The sequence below is a fragment of the Micromonospora sp. A200 genome (assembly GCF_029893845.1).
In the GTDB taxonomy this organism is placed as follows: domain Bacteria; phylum Actinomycetota; class Actinomycetes; order Mycobacteriales; family Micromonosporaceae; genus Micromonospora; species Micromonospora purpureochromogenes.
The window spans coordinates 121,336-142,464 of sequence record NZ_JARXXY010000016.1; the positions used below are offsets into that span (position 1 = coordinate 121,336).

General features: G+C 72.4%; 18 protein-coding genes and 1 riboswitch. Of the genes, 13 read left to right on the forward strand and 5 right to left on the reverse strand.

The features are described 5' to 3' along the window. Position 1: 1 nt before the first annotated feature. From M2302_RS17495 to pknB, 6 genes are read left to right on the forward strand one after another with little or no spacing between them, the layout of a single operon-like run. Positions 2-487: an FHA domain-containing protein gene (locus M2302_RS17495; protein ID WP_210777645.1), complete on the forward strand. Its 486-nt coding sequence runs from the start codon at positions 2-4 to the stop codon at positions 485-487. After that, positions 484-1,902, forward strand: coding sequence for a PP2C family serine/threonine-protein phosphatase (locus M2302_RS17500; protein WP_210777644.1), 1,419 nt, complete (start codon positions 484-486; stop codon positions 1,900-1,902). Before M2302_RS17495 ends, M2302_RS17500 begins: the two co-directional genes overlap by 4 nt. A 29-nt stretch (positions 1,903-1,931) precedes the next feature. Beyond that, positions 1,932-3,422, forward strand: coding sequence for an FtsW/RodA/SpoVE family cell cycle protein (locus tag M2302_RS17505; RefSeq protein ID WP_280838938.1), 1,491 nt, complete (start codon positions 1,932-1,934; stop codon positions 3,420-3,422). Then, complete coding sequence (locus tag M2302_RS17510) at positions 3,419-4,924, forward strand: penicillin-binding transpeptidase domain-containing protein (protein ID WP_280838939.1); 1,506 nt, start codon at positions 3,419-3,421, stop codon at positions 4,922-4,924. Before M2302_RS17505 ends, M2302_RS17510 begins: the two co-directional genes overlap by 4 nt. A 1-nt stretch (position 4,925) precedes the next feature. After that, the gene (locus M2302_RS17515) at positions 4,926-6,353 is read left to right on the forward strand and encodes a serine/threonine-protein kinase (protein ID WP_280838940.1); all 1,428 of its coding nucleotides are present in this window, start codon (positions 4,926-4,928) and stop codon (positions 6,351-6,353) included. Beyond that, complete coding sequence (pknB, locus tag M2302_RS17520; protein WP_280838941.1) at positions 6,350-8,146, forward strand: Stk1 family PASTA domain-containing Ser/Thr kinase; 1,797 nt, start codon at positions 6,350-6,352, stop codon at positions 8,144-8,146. The genes M2302_RS17515 and pknB overlap by 4 nt, the downstream gene beginning before the upstream one ends. A 71-nt stretch (positions 8,147-8,217) precedes the next feature. Here the strand turns inward: pknB and M2302_RS17525 are convergent, their stop codons facing one another. The 4 genes from M2302_RS17525 to M2302_RS17540 are packed head-to-tail and all read right to left on the reverse strand — an operon-like array spanning position 8,218 to position 11,840. Next, positions 8,218-8,868: an aminodeoxychorismate/anthranilate synthase component II gene (locus tag M2302_RS17525; RefSeq protein ID WP_210777640.1), complete on the reverse strand. Its 651-nt coding sequence runs from the start codon at positions 8,866-8,868 to the stop codon at positions 8,218-8,220. A 4-nt stretch (positions 8,869-8,872) separates the two neighbouring features. After that, positions 8,873-9,157 carry a hypothetical protein gene (locus M2302_RS17530; protein WP_210777639.1) on the reverse strand — a complete coding sequence of 95 codons (285 nt, stop codon included), beginning with the start codon at positions 9,155-9,157 and terminating at the stop codon, positions 8,873-8,875. A 5-nt stretch (positions 9,158-9,162) separates the two neighbouring features. Further along, entirely contained in the window at positions 9,163-11,037 is a 1,875-nt protein-coding gene (locus M2302_RS17535) for a class E sortase (RefSeq protein WP_280838942.1), read from the reverse strand. Then, positions 11,034-11,840, reverse strand: a complete 807-nt coding sequence (locus M2302_RS17540; protein WP_280838943.1) for a DUF881 domain-containing protein — start codon at positions 11,838-11,840, stop codon at positions 11,034-11,036. Before M2302_RS17540 ends, M2302_RS17535 begins: the two co-directional genes overlap by 4 nt. 230 nt (positions 11,841-12,070) lie before the next feature. Here M2302_RS17540 and M2302_RS17545 point away from each other — a divergent pair, with 230 nt between their 5' ends. The 6 genes from M2302_RS17545 to M2302_RS17570 all read left to right on the forward strand — a co-directional run bounded on the left by M2302_RS17545 (position 12,071) and on the right by M2302_RS17570 (position 19,814). Next, positions 12,071-12,334: a cell division protein CrgA gene (locus M2302_RS17545; RefSeq protein WP_154940860.1), complete on the forward strand. Its 264-nt coding sequence runs from the start codon at positions 12,071-12,073 to the stop codon at positions 12,332-12,334. A gap of 285 nt (positions 12,335-12,619) precedes the next feature. Further along, complete coding sequence (locus M2302_RS17550) at positions 12,620-14,818, forward strand: (Fe-S)-binding protein (RefSeq protein ID WP_280838944.1); 2,199 nt, start codon at positions 12,620-12,622, stop codon at positions 14,816-14,818. A gap of 170 nt (positions 14,819-14,988) precedes the next feature. Beyond that, entirely contained in the window at positions 14,989-16,296 is a 1,308-nt protein-coding gene (locus tag M2302_RS17555; RefSeq protein WP_280838978.1) for a hemolysin family protein, read from the forward strand. After that, positions 16,289-17,293, forward strand: a complete 1,005-nt coding sequence (locus tag M2302_RS17560; RefSeq protein WP_280838945.1) for a hemolysin family protein — start codon at positions 16,289-16,291, stop codon at positions 17,291-17,293. Before M2302_RS17555 ends, M2302_RS17560 begins: the two co-directional genes overlap by 8 nt. Positions 17,294-17,471: 178 nt before the next feature. Next, positions 17,472-18,473, forward strand: coding sequence for a C40 family peptidase (locus M2302_RS17565; protein WP_280838946.1), 1,002 nt, complete (start codon positions 17,472-17,474; stop codon positions 18,471-18,473). A 151-nt stretch (positions 18,474-18,624) separates the two neighbouring features. Then, a riboswitch (cyclic di-AMP (ydaO/yuaA leader) is annotated at positions 18,625-18,761 on the forward strand. Positions 18,762-18,773: 12 nt separating this feature from the next. Beyond that, the gene (locus M2302_RS17570; RefSeq protein WP_280838947.1) at positions 18,774-19,814 is read left to right on the forward strand and encodes a C40 family peptidase; all 1,041 of its coding nucleotides are present in this window, start codon (positions 18,774-18,776) and stop codon (positions 19,812-19,814) included. A 43-nt stretch (positions 19,815-19,857) separates the two neighbouring features. On the opposite strand, the gene dcd is transcribed toward M2302_RS17570, so the two are convergent. Beyond that, positions 19,858-20,436, reverse strand: coding sequence for a dCTP deaminase (dcd, locus tag M2302_RS17575; RefSeq protein WP_154940849.1), 579 nt, complete (start codon positions 20,434-20,436; stop codon positions 19,858-19,860). Positions 20,437-20,514: 78 nt separating this feature from the next. On the opposite strand from dcd, the gene M2302_RS17580 reads away from it, so the two are divergent. Further along, complete coding sequence (locus M2302_RS17580) at positions 20,515-21,081, forward strand: pyridoxamine 5'-phosphate oxidase family protein (protein ID WP_280838948.1); 567 nt, start codon at positions 20,515-20,517, stop codon at positions 21,079-21,081. Positions 21,082-21,129 lie beyond the last annotated feature (48 nt).

Below are 21,129 nucleotides of genomic sequence, written 5' to 3' on the forward strand. Positions count from 1 at the left end.
CTTGCCGGAGCTCGTCATCACCGTCGCCCGGTTCGGGTTCCTCATCCTGCTGTGGATCTTCGTGTTCACGGTGGTCGGCGTGATCCGCCGCGACCTCTTCGCAGGAGCCCGGTCGGGCCGGCTGGTGGCCGCGCCACGCGCGGTGGGCGCCTCCACCGGCCAGGCGGCGAAGCCGGCGAAGGTGAAGCGGGGCAGGGCCGCGCACCAGCTGGTGGTCACCGCCGGCCAGCTCGCCGGCACCCGGATCACCCTCGGCGAAGCCCAGATCACCATCGGACGGGCCGAGGACTCCACCCTCGTCATCACCGACGACTACGCCTCCGCGCGGCACGCCCGGCTCGTGCCGCGCGACGGGCAGTGGTTCGTCGAGGACCTCGGCTCGACTAACGGCACCTACCTGGATCGCGCTAAGGTCTCCGGACCAACCCCCGTCCCCCTCGGCGTGCCGATCCGGATCGGCCGCACTTCTCTCGAATTACGGCCATGACTCTGACCCTGCGCTATGCGGCCCACAGCGACCGCGGTCTGATCCGAGACGGAAACCAGGACTCCGTCTACGCCGGGCCGCGGCTCCTCGCCGTCGCCGACGGCATGGGCGGCATGGCCGCCGGTGACGTCGCCAGCAACATCGTCATCGGTGCCATGGCGCCGCTCGACGAGGACGTCCCAGGGGACGCCCTCGTCGACGCGCTGCGCTCGGCCGTGGGCACCGCCAACCAGCAGCTCCGCGACACCGTGGACGCCAATCCGCAGCTGGAGGGGATGGGCACCACGCTCACCGCGACCCTCTTCTCCGGCAGCAAGCTCGGAATGGTCCACATCGGTGACTCGCGGGCCTATCTCCTGCGCAACGGTGAGTTCGCGCAGATCACCAAGGACGACACCTACGTCCAGATGCTCGTGGACGAGGGCCGGATCAGCGCGGAGGAGGCGAGCAGCCACCCCCAGCGCTCGCTGCTCACCCGCGCCCTGGACGGTCGCGACATCGACCCGGAGTACAGCGTCCGCCAGGTGCTGCCCGGTGACCGCTACCTGATCTGCAGCGACGGGCTCTCCGGCGTGGTCAGCGCGGACACCATCGCCGACACCATGCGGGAGTACACCGACCCGCAGCAGTGCGTCGAGCGGCTGGTGCAGCTCGCGTTGCGCGGCGGCGGCCCGGACAACATCACCGTGATCATCGCGGACGCCACCGACCAGGACATCGTCGAGGCGAGCCCGATCGTCGGCGGTGCCGCGTCCCGGGACCGGGGCATGGCCACCTCGGCCGACGTCTCCACCCCGGCCGCCCGCGCCTCGGCGCTCTCCGCGCCGCGTCCCCCGGTGCCGGAGGACCCGGCCGCCAACCGGGACGACGAGCCGGACCGCCCCCGCCGCCGGCCGCTGCGTACCGTGGCGATGCTGGTGGCGCTGCTGGTGATCCTGGGCGGCGGTCTCTTCGCCGGCTGGAGCTACACGCAGCGGCAGTACTACGTCGGGGCGACCGAGCAGGGGCAGCTCGCGGTCTTCCGCGGCGTCCCCGGCCAGGTCGCCGGGCTCGACCTGTCCAGCGTGCACTCGACCAGCCAGGCCAAGCTGGACGATCTCACCCTCGCCGCGCAGGAGCAGGTCAAGCAGGGCATCCAGGCCAAGAGCGAGCCCGACGCGGTCCGCCGGCTGGCCGAGCTGACCGTCGACGACCCGACCAACCCCAACCTCAAGCCGGTCTGCCCGCCGAGCCCGACCGTGGCGGCGAGCGCCTCCCCGGTCGCGCCGACCGGCAGCCCGGCCCCGCCCACCCCGACCGCCAGCCGCCCTCCGGCCGGCACCGTCACCCCCGCGCCGACCACCACGCCCGACGCCCCGGCCTCCGACCCGGTACCGCCGGTCGTGGATCCGGCGGGCTGCCGGTCGACCGAGTGAACGTCGGCTGAGAGCCCGAGGATCGATCCGTGACCGCAGCCGCCACACCGGCAGTCTCGCCCGCCACAACGGGCGAGCAGCCCGGCGTGCGCCTGGCCCGGTCCCGGCGCAACGCGGAACTCTCTCTGCTGCTGCTGGCCCTGGTGCTGGTGGCGGCGTACGCGGCGATCGTCGAGGCGAACATGCTCGACACGGTCACCCCGGACTTCTGGATGCCGGCGGCGGCGCTGGGCGTGGTCTTCCTCGGCATGCACCTGGTCATCCGGTGGCTGGCGCCCTTCGCCGATCCGGCCCTGCTGCCGGCGGTCGCCCTGCTCAACGGGATCGGGGTCGGCTTCCTGCGCCGGCTCGACCTGAGCAAGGCGGCGCCGGTGGAGCGGGAGACGCTGGCCGTCTTCGCCGGCACCGGCGGTCGGCAGCTCGCCTGGACGCTCGCCGCGGTGGTCCTCGCCGCCGGGCTGCTCGCCCTGATGCGCGACCACCGCTCGGTCTCCCGGTACGCGTACACCCTGGGTCTGGCCGGCATCGTGCTGGTGATGATCCCGGCGGTGCTGCCCGGCCGGTTCTCCGAGATCAACGGTGCCAAGCTCTGGATCCGGGTCGGCGGCTTCTCCATCCAGCCCGGTGAGTTCGCGAAGCTGGCCCTGCTGGTCTTCTTCGCCTACTACCTGGTCCGCAAGCGCGAGGTGCTCTCGCTGGCCAGCCGCCGGATCCTCGGCATCGACTTCCCCCGCGGCCGGGACCTCGGCCCGGTGGTCGTGGTGTGGCTGATCAGCCTCCTGGTCCTGGTCTTCGAGAAGGATCTCGGTACCTCGCTGCTGTACTTCGGCATGTTCGTGGTGACGCTCTACATCGCCACGGAACGGGTCAGCTGGCTGCTGATCGGTCTGGTCCTCTTCTTCGGCGGCGCCTACCTCGCGTACGTCCTGGGTGGCACCGTCGGCGGCCCGTTCGCCAACTTCTACACCCGGGCGGAGATCTGGCTCGACCCGTTCGCGGAGCCGTACGACCGGGGTTACCAGCTGGTGCAGGGCCTGCTCGGCCTGGGCAGCGGCGGCCTCTTCGGCACCGGCCCGGGTGCCGGCGAGCCGCTGGAGATCCCCGAGGTGCAGAACGACTTCATCTTCGCCGGCATCGGTGAGGAGATCGGCCTGTTCGGGCTCACCGCGCTGCTGGTGACCTACCTGCTGATCGTCGAGCGGGGTCTGCGGGCCGGGCTCGCCGTCCGGGACTCGTTCGGCAAGCTGGTGGCCGGCGGTCTCGCCTTCACCCTCGGGCTCCAGGTCTTCGTGATCGTCGGCGGGATCAGCAAGCTCATCCCGCTGACCGGTCAGACCACGCCGTTCCTCTCCGCCGGTGGGTCCTCGCTGATGGCCAACTGGCTGCTCATCGCGGTGCTGCTGCGGATCTCCGACGCGGCCCGCCGCCCGGTGACCCAGGGCTCCGGCCCGGCGGCCCGGCCCGCCGGCGGCCCGCCGGAGCAGCTGCACGGTGCTCCCACGGAGGTGATCCGGCCGTGAACGCACCCCTGCGCCGCGTCGGCGTCGTCGTCATGATCTTGTTCGGCCTGCTCTTCGCGAACCTGAACTGGATCCAGGCCTACAAGGCGGATGAATACCGCAACAGCGACTACAACGGCCGGGTCCAGGTGGCCGAGTACGAGCGCCGGCGCGGCAACATCGAGGCCGGCGGCACCGCCTTCGCCACCAGCAGGGAGACCAACGGCAAGCTGAAGTTCCAGCGCGCCTACCCCGGCGGGGCGAAGTACGCGCACGTGCTCGGCTACAAGCCGGTCAACCTCGCGGACACCGGCATCGAGCGGCTGGAGAACGAATTCCTGGCCGGCACCAGCGACGCGCTGATCGCCAACCGGATCAAGGACATGTTCACCGGCGACGAGACCGGTGGCGGCAACGTGCTGCTCACCCTCTCCAAGCGCGCCCAGGACACCGCGTACGAGCAGCTGCGCAACAACAACAACGGGGTGAAGAAGGGCGCGGCGATCGCCATCGATCCGCGTACCGGGGCGGTGCAGGCGCTCGTCTCGATGCCCAGCTTCGACCCGAACCCGCTGGCCGACCACGACACGAACCAGGCCTCCGCCGCGTACAACCGGCTGGAGCAGGACCCGGACGGTCCGCTGAAGAACCGGGCGCTCTCCGAGACGCTGCCCCCCGGCTCCACCTTCAAGATCGTCGTGGCCGCCGCGGCCCTGGAGAACGGGGTCGGCAAGAGCACCCAGATCCCGGCCGGAGCCAGCTGGACCCCGCCCACCTCGGGCTCCCCGATCCGCAACGCCGCCCCGTCGATCTGCCCCGAGCCACAGGTCAGCCTGATCGAGGCGGTCCGGGAGTCGTGCAACACCGGCTTCGCCCAGCTCGGCGTGAAGCTCGGCGCGGACACCGTCAAGGAGAAGGCCCGCCAGTTCGGCTTCGAGCAGGACGACCTCACCGTCGGCCAGCTCGGCGAGGACGGCCTCACCGTCGCGCCGAGCCGGACCGGCGCGATGGAGGCCCCCGGCGGCGGCACCGACCCGGCCGCACTGGCCCAGTCCTCCATCGGGCAGCGCGACGTCAAGATGACCCCGTTGCAGGGCGCGCTGATCGCCGGCACGGTCGCCAACGGCGGCAGCCAGATGCGGCCGTACCTGGTCAAGCAGCTGCTCGCGCCGGACCGCACCACCAGCTACTACACCGCCAAGCCCCGGGAGCTGCGCCAGCCGGTCAACGGCACGGTCGCCGCCGACCTGCGGGAGATGATGGTCGCCGTGGTCGAGGACGGCACCGGCAACAAGGCGCAGATCAACGGCTACACGGTCGGCGGCAAGACCGGCACCGCCCAGTCCGCGCCGGACCGGCCCGACCACGGCTGGTTCATCGGGTTCGCCCTCGACAAGAACGGCACCCCGGTCTCCGCGGTCTGCGTGGTGCTGGAGGAGGCGGGCAGCGGGGGCAGCGCCGAGGCGGCCCGGATCGCCGGCCGGGTCATGCAGGCGGCCATCGCCGACTCCGGGGGCCGCTGACATGCTGCACCCCGGCGTCCAGCTCGGCAACCGCTACCGCCTCGACGAGCGGATCGCCAGCGGTGGCATGGGCGACGTCTGGCGCGGCACCGACCAGGTGCTGGGCCGTACGGTGGCGGTGAAGAGCCTGCTCCCGGCACTGCTGGACGATCCCGGTTTCGCCGAGCGGTTCCGGGGCGAGGCGCGGACCATGGCCACCATCAACCACCCGGGCGTGGTCGACGTCTACGACTTCGGCAGCGACCAGCAGATCGCCTTCCTGATCATGGAGTACGTCGAGGGCGACGCGCTGTCGGCGACGCTGAGCCGGGTCGGCCGGCTCACCCCGGCCCGGACGATGGCACTGGTCGCCCAGGCGGCCGACGCGCTGCACGCCGCCCACGAGAAGGGCATCGTTCACCGGGACGTGAAGCCGGGCAACCTGCTGGTCCGGCCGAACGGGACGCTGGTGCTGACCGACTTCGGCATCGCCCGCTCCGACCTGGTCGGGCAGCTCACGGCCGCCGGCTCGGTGCTCGGCACCGCCTCGTACATCTCCCCGGAGCAGGCCACCGGCGCGGTCGCCACCCCAGCTTCCGACGTGTACGCGCTCGGCGTGGTGGCGTACCAGTGCCTCGCCGGCCGGCGTCCGTTCGAGGGGGACAACCCGCTCGAGATCGCGATGAAGCACGTCCAGGAGGCGCCCCGGCCGCTGCCCGGCGACATCCCGCCGCAGGTCCGGGCGATCGTGGAGCGGGCCCTGGCGAAGGACCCCGCGGCCCGCTGGCCCAGCGCCGCCGCGCTGGCCTCGGTGGCCCGGCAGGCGAAGCTCGCGCTGTCCCAGCAGGCCCGCGCCGGTGGGCACGCCGGCCCGGTCTCCGGGGCGCCCGCCTCCCCGGCCGCCCCGGTGGCCCGCGCCCAGGTGCCGACCGCCGGCCAGCAGCACCGGCCGCCCGCGCTGGCCCAGCAGCACCGCCCGTCGGCCGCCGGACAGGCCCGCCCGCCGGTCGCCGCGCGGCAGCCGCAGCCGCCCGCCGCGGCGCACCGCCCGCCGGCCCCGGCCGGGCCGCAGTCCCGGCCGCCGGTCGCGCAGCCCGCGCCGCCGCGCGGGGTCGTGTCATCGGCTCCCACCCGGTCCGACCGCCCCGTCGGGTACGCCCGGCAGCCGGTCCCGGCTGCTGTTCCGCCGCGTCGTTCCAGGTCAGGGATGGTGACCCTGGCCATCCTGCTGGCCGCACTGGTCCTGGTCTGCTCCGGCGTGATTTCCTACAGGGCGCGGCAGGGCGCGCTGACCGGTGACCCCGGCGCAGCCGGCCCGCTGAGCGTGACGTCCGGCGCGGTGAGCGCGTACGGACGCGACGATCTGGCCCAGAAGCCGTACCGTCGGGTGGAACGGCTTCGACCGGGTGGCGGCGAGACGACGACGAGCGAAGGACGACGAACGCGATGACAGCGCAGGCCCGCCTGCTCGGTGGCAGGTATCAGGTCGGCGAGCTGCTCGGCTACGGCGGCATGGCGGAGGTTCACCGTGGTCGTGACCTCCGGCTGGGCCGGGACGTCGCGATCAAGATGCTCCGCACCGACCTGGCCCGGGACGCCACCTTCCAGATGCGGTTCCGTCGGGAGGCGCAGAACGCCGCCTCGCTGAACCACCCGGCGATCGTCGCCGTCTACGACACCGGCGAGGAGACCGCGCCGACCGGCGAGACGCTCCCGTTCATCGTGATGGAGTTCGTCAACGGCCGCACGCTGAAGGAGGTCCTCGGCGTCGAGGGCCGGCTCCAGCCGCGCCGGGCGTTGGAGATCTGCGCCGACATGTGCGCGGCGCTGGAGTTCAGCCACCGGCACGGGATCATCCACCGGGACATCAAGCCGGGCAACGTGATGCTCACCCAGACCGGCCAGGTCAAGGTGATGGACTTCGGCATCGCCCGGGCGCTGGCCAGCGGCGCGACCACGATGACCCAGACCAGCGCGGTCATCGGCACCGCGCAGTACCTCTCCCCGGAGCAGGCGCGCGGCGAGTCCGTGGACGCCCGCTCCGACGTCTACGCCGCCGGCTGCGTGCTCTTCGAGCTGGTCTGCGGGCACCCGCCGTTCGTCGGGGACAGCCCGGTGAGCGTGGCCTACCAGCACGTCCGGGAGGCCCCGCCGACGCCGAGCGACATCAACCCGGACGTCAACCCGGCGGTCGACGCGATCGTGCTCAAGGCGCTGTCGAAGAACCCGCTCAACCGCTACCAGAGCGCCGGCGAGATGCGGGCCGACCTGCTCCGGGCCGCCGCCGGCCGGCCGGTGCTGGCCACCCCGGTCATGCCGCAGGACGAGACGGCGCACCTCGCCCCGGCCGCCGGCGGGTACCCGACGCAGGTCGTCGGTGGGCAGACCCGGCAGCAGGCCCCGGCGCGGGTCGGCGACCCGGGTCGGCGCAAGAGTTCGGCCTGGGTGATCGCCGCGTTCGCCGCGGTCGGCGTGCTGGCGGTGATCGCCCTGGTGGCGGCGCTGCTGCTGCAGAAGGACGACCCCGAGAAGGTCCAGGTGCCGAACCTGGCGGGCAAGGACCAGGCCACCGCCTTCACCGAGATCCGCAACGCGGGCCTGGTGCCGGGGCTGGGTGATGATCTCTTCAGCACCACTTGCAAGAAGGGCACGGTCGCCGAGCAGACTCCGCCCGCCGGCAGCAGCCTGGAGGAGAAGCGCCAGGTGACCGTCAGGATGTGCGGCGGTCCGGCCACCAAGACGGTCCCGTCCGGTCTGGTGGGCGGGACCTTCGAGAGCGTCAAGACCACCCTCGAAGGCCAGGGCTTCCGGGTCAAGCGGGAGACCAAGGACAGTCCCAAGGAGAAGGACACCGTCATCGCGGTGGACCCGCAGTCCGGCGAGAAGGTGGCCGAGGGCGCGGAGATCACCGTGACCGTTTCGCTGGGCAACATCCGCGAGGTGCCGCGGGTCATCGGCCTCACCGAGGACGAGGCCCGCAAGGAGTTGACCGACGCCGGCTACAAGGTGAAGGTGCGCGACGGCGACGAGGTGCCCGCAGCCGAGGCCGGCCGAGTCACCGGGCAGAACCCGAGCCCGGGCACCAACCTGGCCAAGGGCAGGGAGGTCACCATCGAGGTGTCCATCCCCGAGCCCACCCAGGAGCCCACCCCGCCCACCGCGACTCCGAGCAGCCCGACCCCGACCACCGGCACCGGTGGCGGTCTGTTCCCCCCGCCCCCGGACGGTGCCCCCGCCCGGTGAGCTGGACGCAGCACTGAGGAAGGCCCGGTCCCCTGCAGAGGGACCGGGCCTTCCTGCTGTCGTGGTGGTGCTCAGGTGTTGGCGAAGGCGGCCCGCCGTCGCGCGTCCACCTCAGCCGCCAGCTCCGGAGCGCGGTCCAGCGCCTCCGGGTGGCCGCAGGCGGCCAGCCAGTTCGCCAGCATCAGGTGACCGCCCTCGGTCAGCACCGACTCCGGGTGGAACTGGACGCCCTCGATCGGCAGCGTCCGGTGGCGCATCGCCATCACGACGCCGGACCCGGTCCAGCCGGTGACCTCCAGCTCGTCCGGCAGCGTCTCGGGGAGCACGGCGAGCGAGTGGTAGCGGGTGGCGGTGAACGGGTCCGGCAGCCCGGCCAGCACGCCGACCGAGTGGTGGCGTACCTCCGAGGTCTTGCCGTGCAGCAGCTCGGGGGCCCGGGTCACGGTGGCGCCGAACGCCTCACCGATGGCCTGGTGGCCGAGGCAGACGCCGAAGATGGGCAGCTTGCCGGCGTACTCCTTGATCACGTCGAGGCAGATGCCGGCGCGGTCCGGGCTGCCCGGGCCGGGCGAGAGCAGCACCCCGGCCGCGTCGAGCCGGCCGACCTCGGCCACATCGATCTCGTCGTTGCGGCGGACCTCGCAGTCGACGCCGAGCTGGCCGAGGTACTGCACCAGGTTGAAGACGAAGGAGTCGTAGTTGTCGATGACCAGGACACGCATGGGCTCACTCGTCCGGAGAGGGGGGCGGGGTGTTGTTCTGGTCGGTGTCGTACGGCAGTTCGTGCTCGTCGCCGGACGGGGCGTCCTGCTCGACGCCGGGCTCGGCGGGGTCGCCCGGCACGCCGGTGTCCTGGGTGACCTGCACGTCGTCGAAGGGGGTCACCAGGGGTTCGGCCCAGGGGAAGACGACGTACCACAGCAGGGCCACGGTCGCGGCGGCGAGCAGCAGCGAACCGGTGATCTTGCCGGCCAGGCCGAAGGGCAGTTTGCGCCAGATCCAGGAGTACATCGTCGTCAGCCTCCCAGCGCCGCCGGGCGGCCCTCGGACTTGGGGATGCTGGCCGCGGCGTCCAGCTCCGCGTGGATGATCAGGCGCTGGTAGTTGTCGAACTTCGGGTTGCAGGTGGTCAGGGTGAGCAGCTTCTTCGGCTTCTCTCCCGGCCCCAGCTTGATCGGCGCCGGCGCGACGACCTCCACCTGGTCGGGGCGGACGATCCGACTCTTGATCACCTTGTAGACGTACCAGTCGGTCTTGGTCTCGACGACGATCGCGTCGCCGTCGTCGAGCTCGTCCAGCCGCCAGAAGGTGGCCCGGTTGCGGTGCCCGGCGACGGAGAAGTTGCCCACCTGGCCGGGCATCGCGCTCTTCGGGTAGTGGCCCGGGGCGTACCGGATGTCCTTCTGCGTGACGCCCTCCACCACGACCCAGTTCTTGTCGAGCCTGGGGATGTAGAGGCCGGCGATCGGCCTGCCCTCCACCGGGGGTTTGGGCTTGGCCGTCGGACCGGCGGACGGCGCGACGGTGGGGTCGCCGCTCGGGCCCCACTCCTGCGCCAGTTGGCTGCTCAGGTCGCCCTGGTGGGCATCGACGATCGCCGACTTGCCCCAGATCTCGTACCCGGCGAAGAGCAGCACCACGAGCCCGAAGGTGATCAGCACCTCGCCGGTGACCCGGACGCCGGAGCGCAACCGGGACGCCAGGGACGGCCGGGTCAGCTCCGAGTAGACGCTCTTGTAGCCCTCGTCGGTCTGGTGCGGGCGGAGCTGGACCACCCGCTCGCCGCGCCGGGGCTGCGGCGGCTCGGCGGGCTTGTCCTCGGCCGGGCCGTCGCGCTCAGGTACGGGGGGCACCGCGCCCATCAGTGCCGTCGAGTCCAGCGCCGGCTGGGCGGGAGCGGGCCGTCCGGTCACCGCCGGGATGATCGCGGTGGCCGCCGGGTCCGCGAACCGGTCCGGTGCGCCACCGGCCCGGTAGGCGCCGGTCGGCCCGCTGTCCGGGCCGCCAGCGGTACCCCAGGCGTCCGTTCGACCACCGGAAGCGGCCACGCTCGCGGGTCCACCCTGGGGAGCGGCCGCGCGGGGCAGGCCACCCTCCGGAGCGGCCGCGCGGGGCAGGCCACCGTCGGGAGCGGCCGCGCGGGGCAGGCCACCCTCGGGAGCGGCCGCGCGGGGCAGTCCGGGCCCGCCTGGGCCGGCCTCCGGCGCCGGTACGCCGGGACGGGCCCCGCCGGACGGGTACGGGTGCCCCGGGCCGGCGAGGTCGCCGGCGACGGGCGGCCGGGTATGCCGGGCCTCGGGTGCGCTCGCCGGACGGTCCGTGGGACGGGCGGCGACGATCGGGAGGAAGGCGGTCGGCGCGTCGGTGGCGGGCTGCGGCCGTACCCCGGATCTGGGCTGGTGGTCGGCGGCGGCCGCCGGGGCGGGCGTGGCCGGGCGCTCCGACGGCGCGGGTGACCGGTGGATCGCCGGCGCGGCCGGCGGCACGGCGGCCGGGGCCGACGGTGGGCGGGCGGCGGGAGCGGCCGGGCGGACCGGGGCGTTGCCGGGCCACGCGGGCGGCGCGGGGCGGGTGGGGCCGTCGGTCGGGCGGGCCGGCGCCGGGCCACCGGAGAACGGGTGGGCCGCCGCGCGGTCGGGTGTCGGGTCGACGGACGGCGGGGCGGGCACCGGGTCGGCGGTCGCGCGGTCGGTCGTCGAGTCGGCGGGGGCCGATCGGGGGGCCGGGCCGGGCGGGGTCGGCGGCCGGTTCGCGGACGACCGCGGCGGCAGCACCGGGTCGGGCCAGCTGTTGCGGCGGGCCGGCGGGGTCGAGCCCTCGACCGTGGGGATGACCGCGGTCTCCTCGTCGCTCCGGTCGCGGTGGCGCGGGTCCCTGCCGTCGGGACTCATCGGGGCACCGTCGCCGATCGCAGAGCGGTGGAGTCCTCGAAGGCCGGCACGGTCACGGAGGAGACGGTCTCCTTGTAGCCCAGCTGGTAGTGCTCGACCGCCTGCTTGAACAACCCGACTCCCTCAGAGCCGGCGAGGGCCTGCTGGAGGGCAGCGGGATCGCCGATTGCTACGATCTTGAACGGTGGGGAGTACACCCGGCCGTGCAGCAGCAGGGTGTTACCCACGCAGCGTACCGCGCTGGTGGACAGCACGCGGACGTTCATGATTGACATGGCCTCCGCGCCGCCGGCCCAGAGCGCGTTCACCACCGCCTGCACGTCGCCCTGGTGGACGACCAGGTCGTCGTTGGTCGCGTCCTTGGGCAGGGTCTGGTCGCCGCGGCGGGGCGCGTCGTTCAGCTCGACGGTCACCCCCGGCCCGGACAGCGCGGTGAACCCGGCGGCCTCCAGGCTGCGCCCGGCCCGGTCGCGCTGCTCCTTCACGGGGCCGTCGGTGTCGGCCAGCGCGGCGGTCTGGCTATCGACCTCGGCGCGCAGCCGGGCGGCCCGCAACTCGCTGGCCGCCACCTGCTCGCGCCGGTCCTCGATCAACTGGGTCAGCTGGGGCCGCCGGTCCTCCCGCAGGGCGGTGCCGCCGGCGGTGGTGGCGGTGGTGGTGAAGAGCAGCCCGGCCGCGGCGGCGATCAGCGGCACCCCGATCGACCAGCCCGGTCGCCGCTGACGCGGACGCCGTGGCAGGAGCGCGGCGACCGCGCGCCGCATGGCCTTCTGCCAGGACGCCGCGCCGGATGTGTACTCCACCGAGCGTTCCCTCCGCCTCGTCTGGTTGGTGCCCGCCGCGACGCCGACGGGCGCGGGTGCGCCGAGGCGTTTCCCTCTTTCCGGTCACTCCGCGCACCGGCCTGACCCCATTCGTGGCTTGGACGGGCCGTCCGGACTACGCTAGCTGTCGAACATTATTGGCCATGGACCGTCGCCCCCGCGCCCGGTTGTCAGGCCGGACGAGGTCGTCACCCCCTCTGGAGAGCGTCGTGCCCAAGTCTCAGGTCCGCAAGAAGAAGGTGTACACCCCGCCGACGGACGTGCGTCCGACGAGCACGGCGGCGACGCGCAAGCCTAGCCCGGTGTGGCTGCCGGCGACCGCGGTCGCGCTGATCGTCGGCGGCATCGGCTGGCTGGTGGTCTACTACCTCTCCGAGCAGGAGTACCCGGTCGCCACCTGGGGCTACTGGAACCTCGCGGTCGGCTTCGGCGCGATGGTCTCCTCGCTGATCCTGCTCTCCCGCTGGCGCTGACCCGGCCCTCTGTCGAGGCGGTGCCACGTCACCTTCGCGGAACCCTGCCCGGCGCTCCGGCGCCGGGCACCCTATGGTGTGCGCAGGGCGGCGTGGCCGGGTGCGAGAAGACTCACGTTACTGCTGGGTAACCTTGCGCGTAGGCTGCACTGCATGACCGAGCGGAGCGAGGTCATCGACCGGCCCGGTCGATCAGGTGGCAGCGGCTCGACGCCGATGACGTCCTGACACCGGCCACCCGGTCGCCGAGCCGCTCGACAGGCAGCAGACCGGGAGGCCAACTCGATGGGCAGCGTCCAGATCGTCACCACGATCCTCGCGGCCGCCATCACCGCCGTGGCGGTGTGGCTTGCGGTGCGCGCGGTCATGAAGATGACGGCCGTCATCCGGCTCGGGCAACCCGCCCCGGAGCGGTTCGCCGACAAGGGCGCCCGCACCAGGACCATGCTGGTGGAGACCGTCGGCCACACCCGCATGCTCAAGTGGAGCGTGGTGGGTGCCGCGCACTGGTTCGTGATGGTCGGCTTCATCGTGCTGTCGCTGCTGGTGCTCGAGGCGTACTTCGAGGTGGTCACCCCGACCGGCGGGCTGCCGATCATCGGGCACTGGGTGGTCTTCGGCCTGGCCACCGAGGTCATCGGCGTGCTGGGCCTGGTCGGCATCCTGGTGCTGATGGCGATCCGGCTGCGCAACCGGCCCACCCGGCCGGGCGGTCGCTCCCGGTTCACCGGCTCGACGATGTGGCAGGGCTACTTCGTCGAGTGGATCGTGCTGCTGGTCCTGATCTTCGGCTTCGTGATCCGGGGCTTCAAGGTCGCCACCGACCACTTCGAGTACCCGGCCTGGGCCACCCCGGTCAGCCACGCGGTCGGAGCGGTGCTGCCCGACTGGCAGGACGGGGCCAGCGTCGCCGCGCTCATCAAGATCGCTATCTCGATGACCTGGCTGATCGTCATCTCGCTGAACGTGACCATGGGTGTCGCCTGGCACCGCTTCCTGGCCTTCCCCAACATCTTCTTCAAGCGTGAGCCGGCCAAGCCCGCCGGCTCCGGCCTCGGCGCCCTGCGGCCGATGATGAGCGAGGGCAAGCCGCTCGACTTCGAGGAGGCCGACCCGGAGAAGGACCAGTTCGGCGTCGCCCAGGTCGAGCAGTTCACCTGGAAGGGCCTGCTGGACTTCAGCACCTGCACCGAGTGCGGCCGCTGCCAGTCGCAGTGCCCGGCCTGGAACACCGGCAAGCCGCTGTCGCCGAAGCTGCTGATCCTGAGCCTGCGTGACCACGCGTACGCCAAGGCGCCGTACCTGCTGGCCGGCGGCGGCAAGGACCTCACCGGCGAGGAGAAGGCCACCGCCGCGCAGCTCGCCCACATGGACGTGCTCGCCCTGGCCGAGGCCGACAAGCCGCTGATCGGCACCGCCGAGGAGGGTGGGGTCATCGACCCCGACGTGCTCTGGTCGTGCACCACCTGCGGCGCCTGCGTCGAGCAGTGCCCGGTCGACATCGAGCACGTCGACCACATCGTCGACATGCGTCGCTACCAGGTGCTGATCGAGTCGAGCTTCCCGTCCGAGGCCGGCGTCATGCTCCGCAACCTGGAGAACAAGGGCAACCCGTGGGGCGCCCCGCAGAACACCCGCGAGGACTGGACCAAGGGCCTCGACTTCGAGGTGCCGCGGGTCGGCGAGGTGGACGACTTCGAGTACCTGTTCTGGGTCGGCTGCGCCGGCGCGTTCGAGGACCGGGCCAAGAAGACCACCCGCGCGGTCGCCACGCTGCTCAACGAGGCGGGCGTCAAGTTCGCCATCCTCGGCGAGGGCGAGACCTGCTCGGGCGACCCGGCCCGCCGGATCGGCAACGAGTTCGTCTTCCAGATGCTCGCCCAGCAGAACGTCGAGACCCTGAACGAGGCGTTCGAGGGTCGGGAGAAGGCCAAGCGCAAGATCGTGGCCACCTGCCCGCACTGCTTCAACACCCTGGGCAACGAGTACGGCCAGCTCGGTGGCGAGTTCGAGGTCGTGCACCACACCCAGCTCCTGGCGCACCTGGTCTCGACCGGCAAGCTGACCCCGGTGCAGCCGGTGGACGGCGGGGTCACCTACCACGACCCCTGCTACCTGGGCCGGCACAACCGGGTCTTCGCCGCGCCGCGTGAGGTGCTGGGCGACGCGATCGCCGGCGAGCTCACCGAGATGCCGCGCAACAGCGAGCGCTCCTTCTGCTGCGGCGCCGGCGGCGCCCGGATGTGGATGGAGGAGAAGATCGGCAAGCGGATCAACGTGGACCGGGTCGAGGAGGCCATGGCCACCGGCGCGCGGACGGTCGCCGTCGGCTGCCCGTTCTGCTCGACGATGCTCAACGACGGGGTCAACGGCAAGGGCGCCGGCGAGCAGGTCGAGGTCATCGACGTGGCCAGCGTGCTGCTCCGCTCGGTGAAGCCCGAGCAGATGCAGGGCGACAAGGAGACCGAGCCGGTCGCCGGCTGAGGCGTACGCCCGGATCACCGGACACCCGACGGCGGTGGCACCCACCAGGTGCCACCGCCGTCGTCGTGCTCAGGAGACACGGGCCACCAGGGCCGCCTCGGGTGAAGTCGTGCGCCGCGAGCGGCCGTGGAACAATCGCGCTCATCGACGGCCTGTTGCTCGGCACGCTGTTGCCCCTGGTCGGCTTCGTCCTGCTGACCGCCGGCAACGCGTTCTTCGTCGCGGCCGAATTCGCCCTGGTCACCGTCGACCGGGCGGAGATCGACCGGCGCGCCGACGCCGGGGACGCCGCGGCGGCCACGGTACGCCGGGCGCTGCGCGGGCTGTCCTTCCAGCTCTCCGGTGCGCAGCTCGGCATCACGCTCACCGCGCTGCTCACCGGCTATCTCGCCGAGCCGGCGCTGGCCCGGCTCTTCACCCCGGTGCTGCGGCCGGTGGGCGGGGCGGAACGGTTCGGCCCGCTGCTCGCCCTGGCGCTGGCCACCCTGCTCTCGATGCTCTTCGGCGAGCTGGTGCCGAAGAACCTCGCGCTGGCCCGGCCGATGCCCGCCGCCCTGGCCACCGCCGGGCCGATGCACCGCTTCTCCCGGACCTTCGGCTGGCTGATCCGGGCACTGAACGGGTCGGCGAACCGGCTGGTCCGGGCGCTGGGCGTGGAGCCGCAGGAGGAGCTGGCCAGCGCCCGCTCCCCGGAGGAGCTGGGGCTGCTGGCGGCCATCTCGGCCCGGGCCGGTGCGCTGCCGCCGGACATCGCCATGCTGCTGCGCCGCACCATCCGCTTCGGCGACAAGCGCGCCGCCGAGGCGATGACCCCCCGGGTCGACGTGGTCGCGCTGCGGGCCACCGCCACCGTGGCCGAGCTGCTGGAGGCGTCCCGGCAGACCGGACGGACCCGCTTTCCGGTGTACGAGGAGACACTCGACCTGGTCACCGGCGTCGCCGGCGTACCGGACGCGCTCGGGGTGCCGCTGGACCGCCGCGCCTCCACCACCGTCGCGGCGGTGGCCCGCGAACCGGTGTACGTGCCGGAGAGCCTGGACCTCGACGGCGTGCTGGCCGCGCTGAAGGACGCCGGCGCCGACCTGGCCATCGTGGTCGACGAGTACGGCGGCACCGACGGCGTGGTGACCATCGAGGACCTGGTCGAGGAGCTGGTCGGCGAGATCGCCGACGAGTTCGACCCGGACGCGGTGGACGACGCCGGCGCGGCCGAGCTGACCGTCCCGGGCGGCGAACGGACCGTCCTGCTCGACGGGGTGCTCCGCGAGGACGAGCTGGCCGAGCAGACCGGCTTCCGGCTGCCCGAGGGCCCGTACGAGACGCTGGCCGGGTTCCTGATGGCGCGGCTGGGCCACATCCCGGTGCCCGGCGAGACGGTCGAGGAGTCCGGGTACGAGTTCACCGTGGTCGAGGTGGAGCGGCACCGGATCGAGCAGGTCCGCATCGTGCGCCCGGAGGAGCCGGACGGCGATGACTGAGCTGCTGATCGCCCTGGCGTTGCTGCTCGGCAACGCGTTCTTCGTGGGCAGCGAGTTCGCGCTGATCGCGTCCCGCCGTACCGTGGTGGAACCGCTCGCGGCGACCTCCCGGCGGGCCCGCTGGGCGCTGTCGGCGATGAACCAGATCCCGCTGATGATCGCCGGGGCGCAGCTCGGCATCACGGTCTGCTCGCTGGGGCTCGGGGCGATCGCCGAGCCCGCTCTGGCCCACCTGATCGAACCGGCGTTCCACGCGCTGAACCTGCCGACCTCGGCGGTCCACCCGCTGTCGTTCCTGATCGCCCTCGCGGTGGTGGTCTTCCTGCACACCGTGGTCGGCGAGATGGTGCCGAAGAACATCACCCTGGCCGGGCCGGAGCCGTCCGCGCTCTGGCTCGGGCCGGCCATGCTGGCGTTCTGCGTGGCGACCAAGCCGCTGCTGGTCGCGATGAAGTGGGCGGCCCGCCAGGTGCTGTGGCTGTGGCGGGTGGAGGCGACCGAGGCGGTGAAGACGGTGTTCACCGCCGAGGAACTCGCCGGGCTGGTGTCGCAGGCGCGCACCGAGGGTCTGCTGGACGCGGAGGAGCACGCCCGCATCACCGGGGCGCTGGCCCTGCACCGGCGGACCGCCGCGGACGCCCTCCAACCCTGGTCGACGGTGACCACGGTGGCCGAGGACGTCTCACCGGCGTCGCTGGAGGTGCTGGCCACCCGGACGGGCCGGTCCCGCTTCCCGGTGGTGCAGCGGTCGACCCGCCGGGTGCTCGGTTTCGTGCACGTCAAGGACGTCCTGGGGTACGCCGGAGCGTCCCGCCGGGCCCCGGTGCCCGCCGACGTCTACCGACCGCTGGCGGTGGTGCCGCCGGACCGTACGCTGGCCGACCTCCTGCTGGCGATGCGGCGCGAGCGGCGGCACATGGTGCTGGTGAGCGACGGTCGCCGACCCCTCGGCGTGGTGACATTGGACGATGTATTGACCGCCGTCGTTGGGAAATGAGCGAACACCCTTTGTGTGCAAGTGGTTGCACAGGCGTGATGCTGTAATGACCCACCTTGAATTCGTACGGACGGTTCCCTAATGTGGGGCACCGACCGCTGTGGGTCGTCTGCCTCCGTCTTCCCCTCAGCGAGGCGCCCGGCGGTCGGTCGCTAAGGAGTCGGTGCCGGTGGCAACCATGCCCCCTCATCGTCACGCCCAGGTTTGCCCGCCCGCCGGCACGGCCGGTCTGCGGCGGGTCGCCCGCCGCCTGCTCACCCTGGTCGCCGCGGTGGTCGTCGGCGCCGGGATGTTCGCCGTACCGGCGCACGCCGCGCCCACGCCGGAGGAGATCGAGGCGGCGATCGACAAGCAGTGGGAACAGCTCGAGCCGACCATCGAGCAGTACAACAAGGTCCGCGCCCAGCTGAAGGTCAACCGGAAGAAGTCGGCCGAGCTGGAGAAGAAGATCCAGCCGCTGGCCCTGCAGAGCGACCTGGCGATGAACCGGGTGGGCGACCTGGCCTCCCGCTACTACATGACCGGCCCGTCGCAGGAAATCGGCGCGCTGCTGGTCAGCAACCAGCCCGGCACGCTCGCCGAGCAGCTGACCATGCTGGACCGTCTCGCCGCCCACCAGCGCAAGGAGTTGGAGGGCGTCCTCGCCGTCCGGCGCAAGTACGACGACCAGAAGCGCAAGCTCGACGAGCTGATCGCCGCCGAGGTCAAGCAGGAAAAGGATCTGGCGGCCAAGAAGACGCAGATCAACGCGGAGATCAAGCGGCTGCAGGCGTCCATGCCGAAGACCACCGTGAAGGTGGCCGGCTGCCCGACCATCAACGGTGTGGTGAGCGCCAAGGCGCAGACCGCCATCCGGGTGGCCTGCCAGCAGGTCGGCGACCCGTACGTCTGGGGTGCCGACGGGCCGAACTCGTTCGACTGCTCCGGCCTCACCCAGTACGCCTACAAGGCCGCCGGCATCTACCTGACCCACCACACCGGCGCCCAGTGGAACGAGGGCAAGGCCATCCCGCGCTCCGAGGCGCGCCCCGGTGACCTGGTCTTCTTCTTCAGCGACCTGCACCACATGGGCCTCTACCTGGGCAACGACATCATGGTCCACGCTCCCCGGACCGGTAAGCCGGTCCAGGTCACCAGCATCAACTACATGCCGGTCGCCGGCTTCCGGCGACCGTACTGACCGATCAGAACCACCGCGAACCCCCGGTCATCCGACCGGGGGTTTCGCATCTCGGGGACCCGGCACGGCATGGCGGGTTGCGGATCGATAACGGTCGTCTCTACTCTGGTCCTTCGTCGGCCGCGACAGGTCCGTCCAACCCGGGTGGCAGTGGCCGACACCGCCGAGTCGCCTCCGGGCGAGCCGGGGACCCAGGTACGCCGGGGTGAATCCGCAGCCACTGCGGTAGGGCGCTCCCTTCCCGCCCGAACCCGTCAGCTAACCCGGTAGGCGGTCGCGGAAGAAGGAGCCCGGAGCCCGGTGGCACACCATGCCCCGCGGCCACCGTCGTACCGGTCGACCCAGGTCGCCCGGCTGACGGCTGCGCCGCGCCCACGCTGGTCCCGCTTCACCACCGTCCTCGCCGCCCTCGCCGGTGCCGCCGTCGTAATGACCGGCGCTGCCACGGCGGCCCACGCCGACCCCTCGGTCGCCGAGATCGAGCGGCAGATCGACCAGGACTGGAACAGGCTCGAACCGATCATCGAGCAGCACAACGCCACCCGACAGGACCTGACCGCCAAGCGCCGGCAGGCCGACGCGCTGGCCAAGCGCATCGAGCCGCTGCAACTCCAGGTCGACCTCGCGATGAACCAGGTCACCGGCCTCGCCGCCGAGGCGTACAAGGGGGAGAACGTCTCCGCCGTCAACGCCCTGCTCGGCAGCAGCTCCCCCGCCGAAATGGTCGACCAGCTCGAAATGCTCGACCGGTTCGCCCAGCGCCAGCAGCGCGACGTGCGGGTCGTCAAGGAGCTGCGGGACAAGCTGGCCGCGGAGAAGGCGCCGCTGGACGAGATGGTCGCCCAGCTGACCCGTACCGAGGCCCAGCTGGCTGCGAAGAAGAAGCAGATCAACGCCGAGATCGACCGGCTGCAGAAACTGCGGCTCAAGGTGTACGGCAACGGTGGCGGGGGCGCGCTGCGCCCGGCCCCGTGCCCAGCCGGCTACCCCGGCGGCCCGGCCGGCACGGCGGTCAAGTTCGCCTGCGCGCAGATCGGCAAGCCGTACGTCTGGGGCGCCGAGGGCCCGAACTCGTACGACTGCTCCGGGCTGATGCTCGCGGCGTGGGCGAAGGCCGGTGTCTCGCTGCCGCACAACGCCCGCCAGCAGCGCCAGGTGACCCCCCGGGTCAGCCGCGCCGACCTGCGCCCCGGCGACCTGGTCTTCTACTACGCCGACCTGCACCACGTCGGCATGTACGTCGGCGGCGGCTGGGTGGTGCACGCCTCCCAGGCGGGCCAGCCGGTCAAGATGAAGCGGGTCGACGACGGGCCGGTCAACAGCTACGGCCGGCCGGGCTGAGCGCGCGCCGGGCTCCCGGAGGCTCCGGGGGCCCGGCCCGGCGTCAGCGGGTGGGCCAGGTGCGCCAGTTCTGCCAGGAGCGGCTCGGGGTCGGCCCGCGCTGCCCCTGGTAGCGCGACCCGTAGACGGCGGAGCCGTACGGGTGCTCGGCCGGCGACGAGAGCCGGAAGATGCAGAGCTGGCCGATCTTCATCCCGGGCCAGAGCGTGATCGGCAGGTTCGCCACGTTCGACAGCTCCAGCGTCACGTGACCGGAGAAGCCCGGGTCGATGAAGCCGGCGGTGGAGTGGGTGAGCAGGCCGAGCCGACCAAGGCTGGACTTGCCCTCCAGGCGCCCGGCGAGCTGGTCGCCCAGCGAGATGACCTCCAGCGTGGAGGCGAGCACGAACTCGCCGGGGTGCAGCACGAACGGCTCACCCTCGGGCACCTCGACCATCGAGGTGAGCTCGTCCTGCTGGATCGCCGGGTCGATGTGCGTGTACAGGTGGTTGTTGAAGACCCGGAAGAGCTTGTCGAGCCGCACATCGATGCTGGACGGCTGCACCAGCGTGGGCTCGAAGGGCTCCAGCGCGAGCGTGCCCGCCTTGATCTCGGAGACCAGGTCGCGGTCGGAGAGCAGCATCGGCACACCATATCGAGCGGACCGGGTGACCTGCGTGTCGGACTACGCGTTCGTACACATGTTCGATAGGATGTCCGTATGGCTTCCTGGTCCGAATTCGCCGCTGACGAGCCCCGACTCGCCGACGGGATCCGCCTTCTCATGCAGCAGTACGGGCCGGGCTTCGGCTACCTGGCCACCGTCCGCGCCGACGGTGGGCCCCGGGTGCACCCGGTCTGCCCCGTGATCACCGACGAGGGTCTGTTCTGCTTCGTCGTCGACTCGCCCAAGCGGCGCGACCTCGAACGCGACGGGCGCTACGCGTTGCACTCGTTCCCGCCGGAGGAGACCGACGACGAGGCGTACGTCGCCGGTCGCGCGCAACCGGTCACCGACCCGGCCCGGGTCGCCCGGGTGGCCCGCCTCGGCCGGGCGGCGCCGCAGGTCGACTGGCGACTCTTCGAGTTCAGCGTCGACGTGGCGATGCTGACCCGCCGTGACCAGGGCGGGCTCGGCCAGCCCGGCGAGGGCCACGGATCCTCGGCCGTCCAGGTCTGGCTTGATCCGGTCGCCGCCCATCGCGGCGGCGACGCTACCGGCGTACCCGATCGGCGGCCGGCCCGCCGCGGCCGCCACGGTTTCGACACCCGCCGCCCCGCCGCCTGACCGCCGAGACGCCGATGCCGGCCCCGTCGGAGCGACGGAGCCGGCATC

Coding starts and splice junctions, on each gene's coding strand:
- M2302_RS17500 (WP_210777644.1), top strand. CDS start 484: ATGACTCTGACCCTGCGCTATGCGGCCCACAGCGACCGCGGTCTGATC.
- M2302_RS17515 (WP_280838940.1), top strand. CDS start 4,926: ATGCTGCACCCCGGCGTCCAGCTCGGCAACCGCTACCGCCTCGACGAG.
- pknB (WP_280838941.1), top strand. CDS start 6,350: ATGACAGCGCAGGCCCGCCTGCTCGGTGGCAGGTATCAGGTCGGCGAG.
- M2302_RS17525 (WP_210777640.1), bottom strand. CDS start 8,868: ATGCGTGTCCTGGTCATCGACAACTACGACTCCTTCGTCTTCAACCTG.
- M2302_RS17530 (WP_210777639.1), bottom strand. CDS start 9,157: ATGTACTCCTGGATCTGGCGCAAACTGCCCTTCGGCCTGGCCGGCAAG.
- M2302_RS17535 (WP_280838942.1), bottom strand. CDS start 11,037: ATGAGTCCCGACGGCAGGGACCCGCGCCACCGCGACCGGAGCGACGAG.
- M2302_RS17550 (WP_280838944.1), top strand. CDS start 12,620: ATGGGCAGCGTCCAGATCGTCACCACGATCCTCGCGGCCGCCATCACC.
- M2302_RS17560 (WP_280838945.1), top strand. CDS start 16,289: ATGACTGAGCTGCTGATCGCCCTGGCGTTGCTGCTCGGCAACGCGTTC.
- M2302_RS17565 (WP_280838946.1), top strand. CDS start 17,472: ATGCCCCCTCATCGTCACGCCCAGGTTTGCCCGCCCGCCGGCACGGCC.
- dcd (WP_154940849.1), bottom strand. CDS start 20,436: ATGCTGCTCTCCGACCGCGACCTGGTCTCCGAGATCAAGGCGGGCACG.
- M2302_RS17580 (WP_280838948.1), top strand. CDS start 20,515: ATGGCTTCCTGGTCCGAATTCGCCGCTGACGAGCCCCGACTCGCCGAC.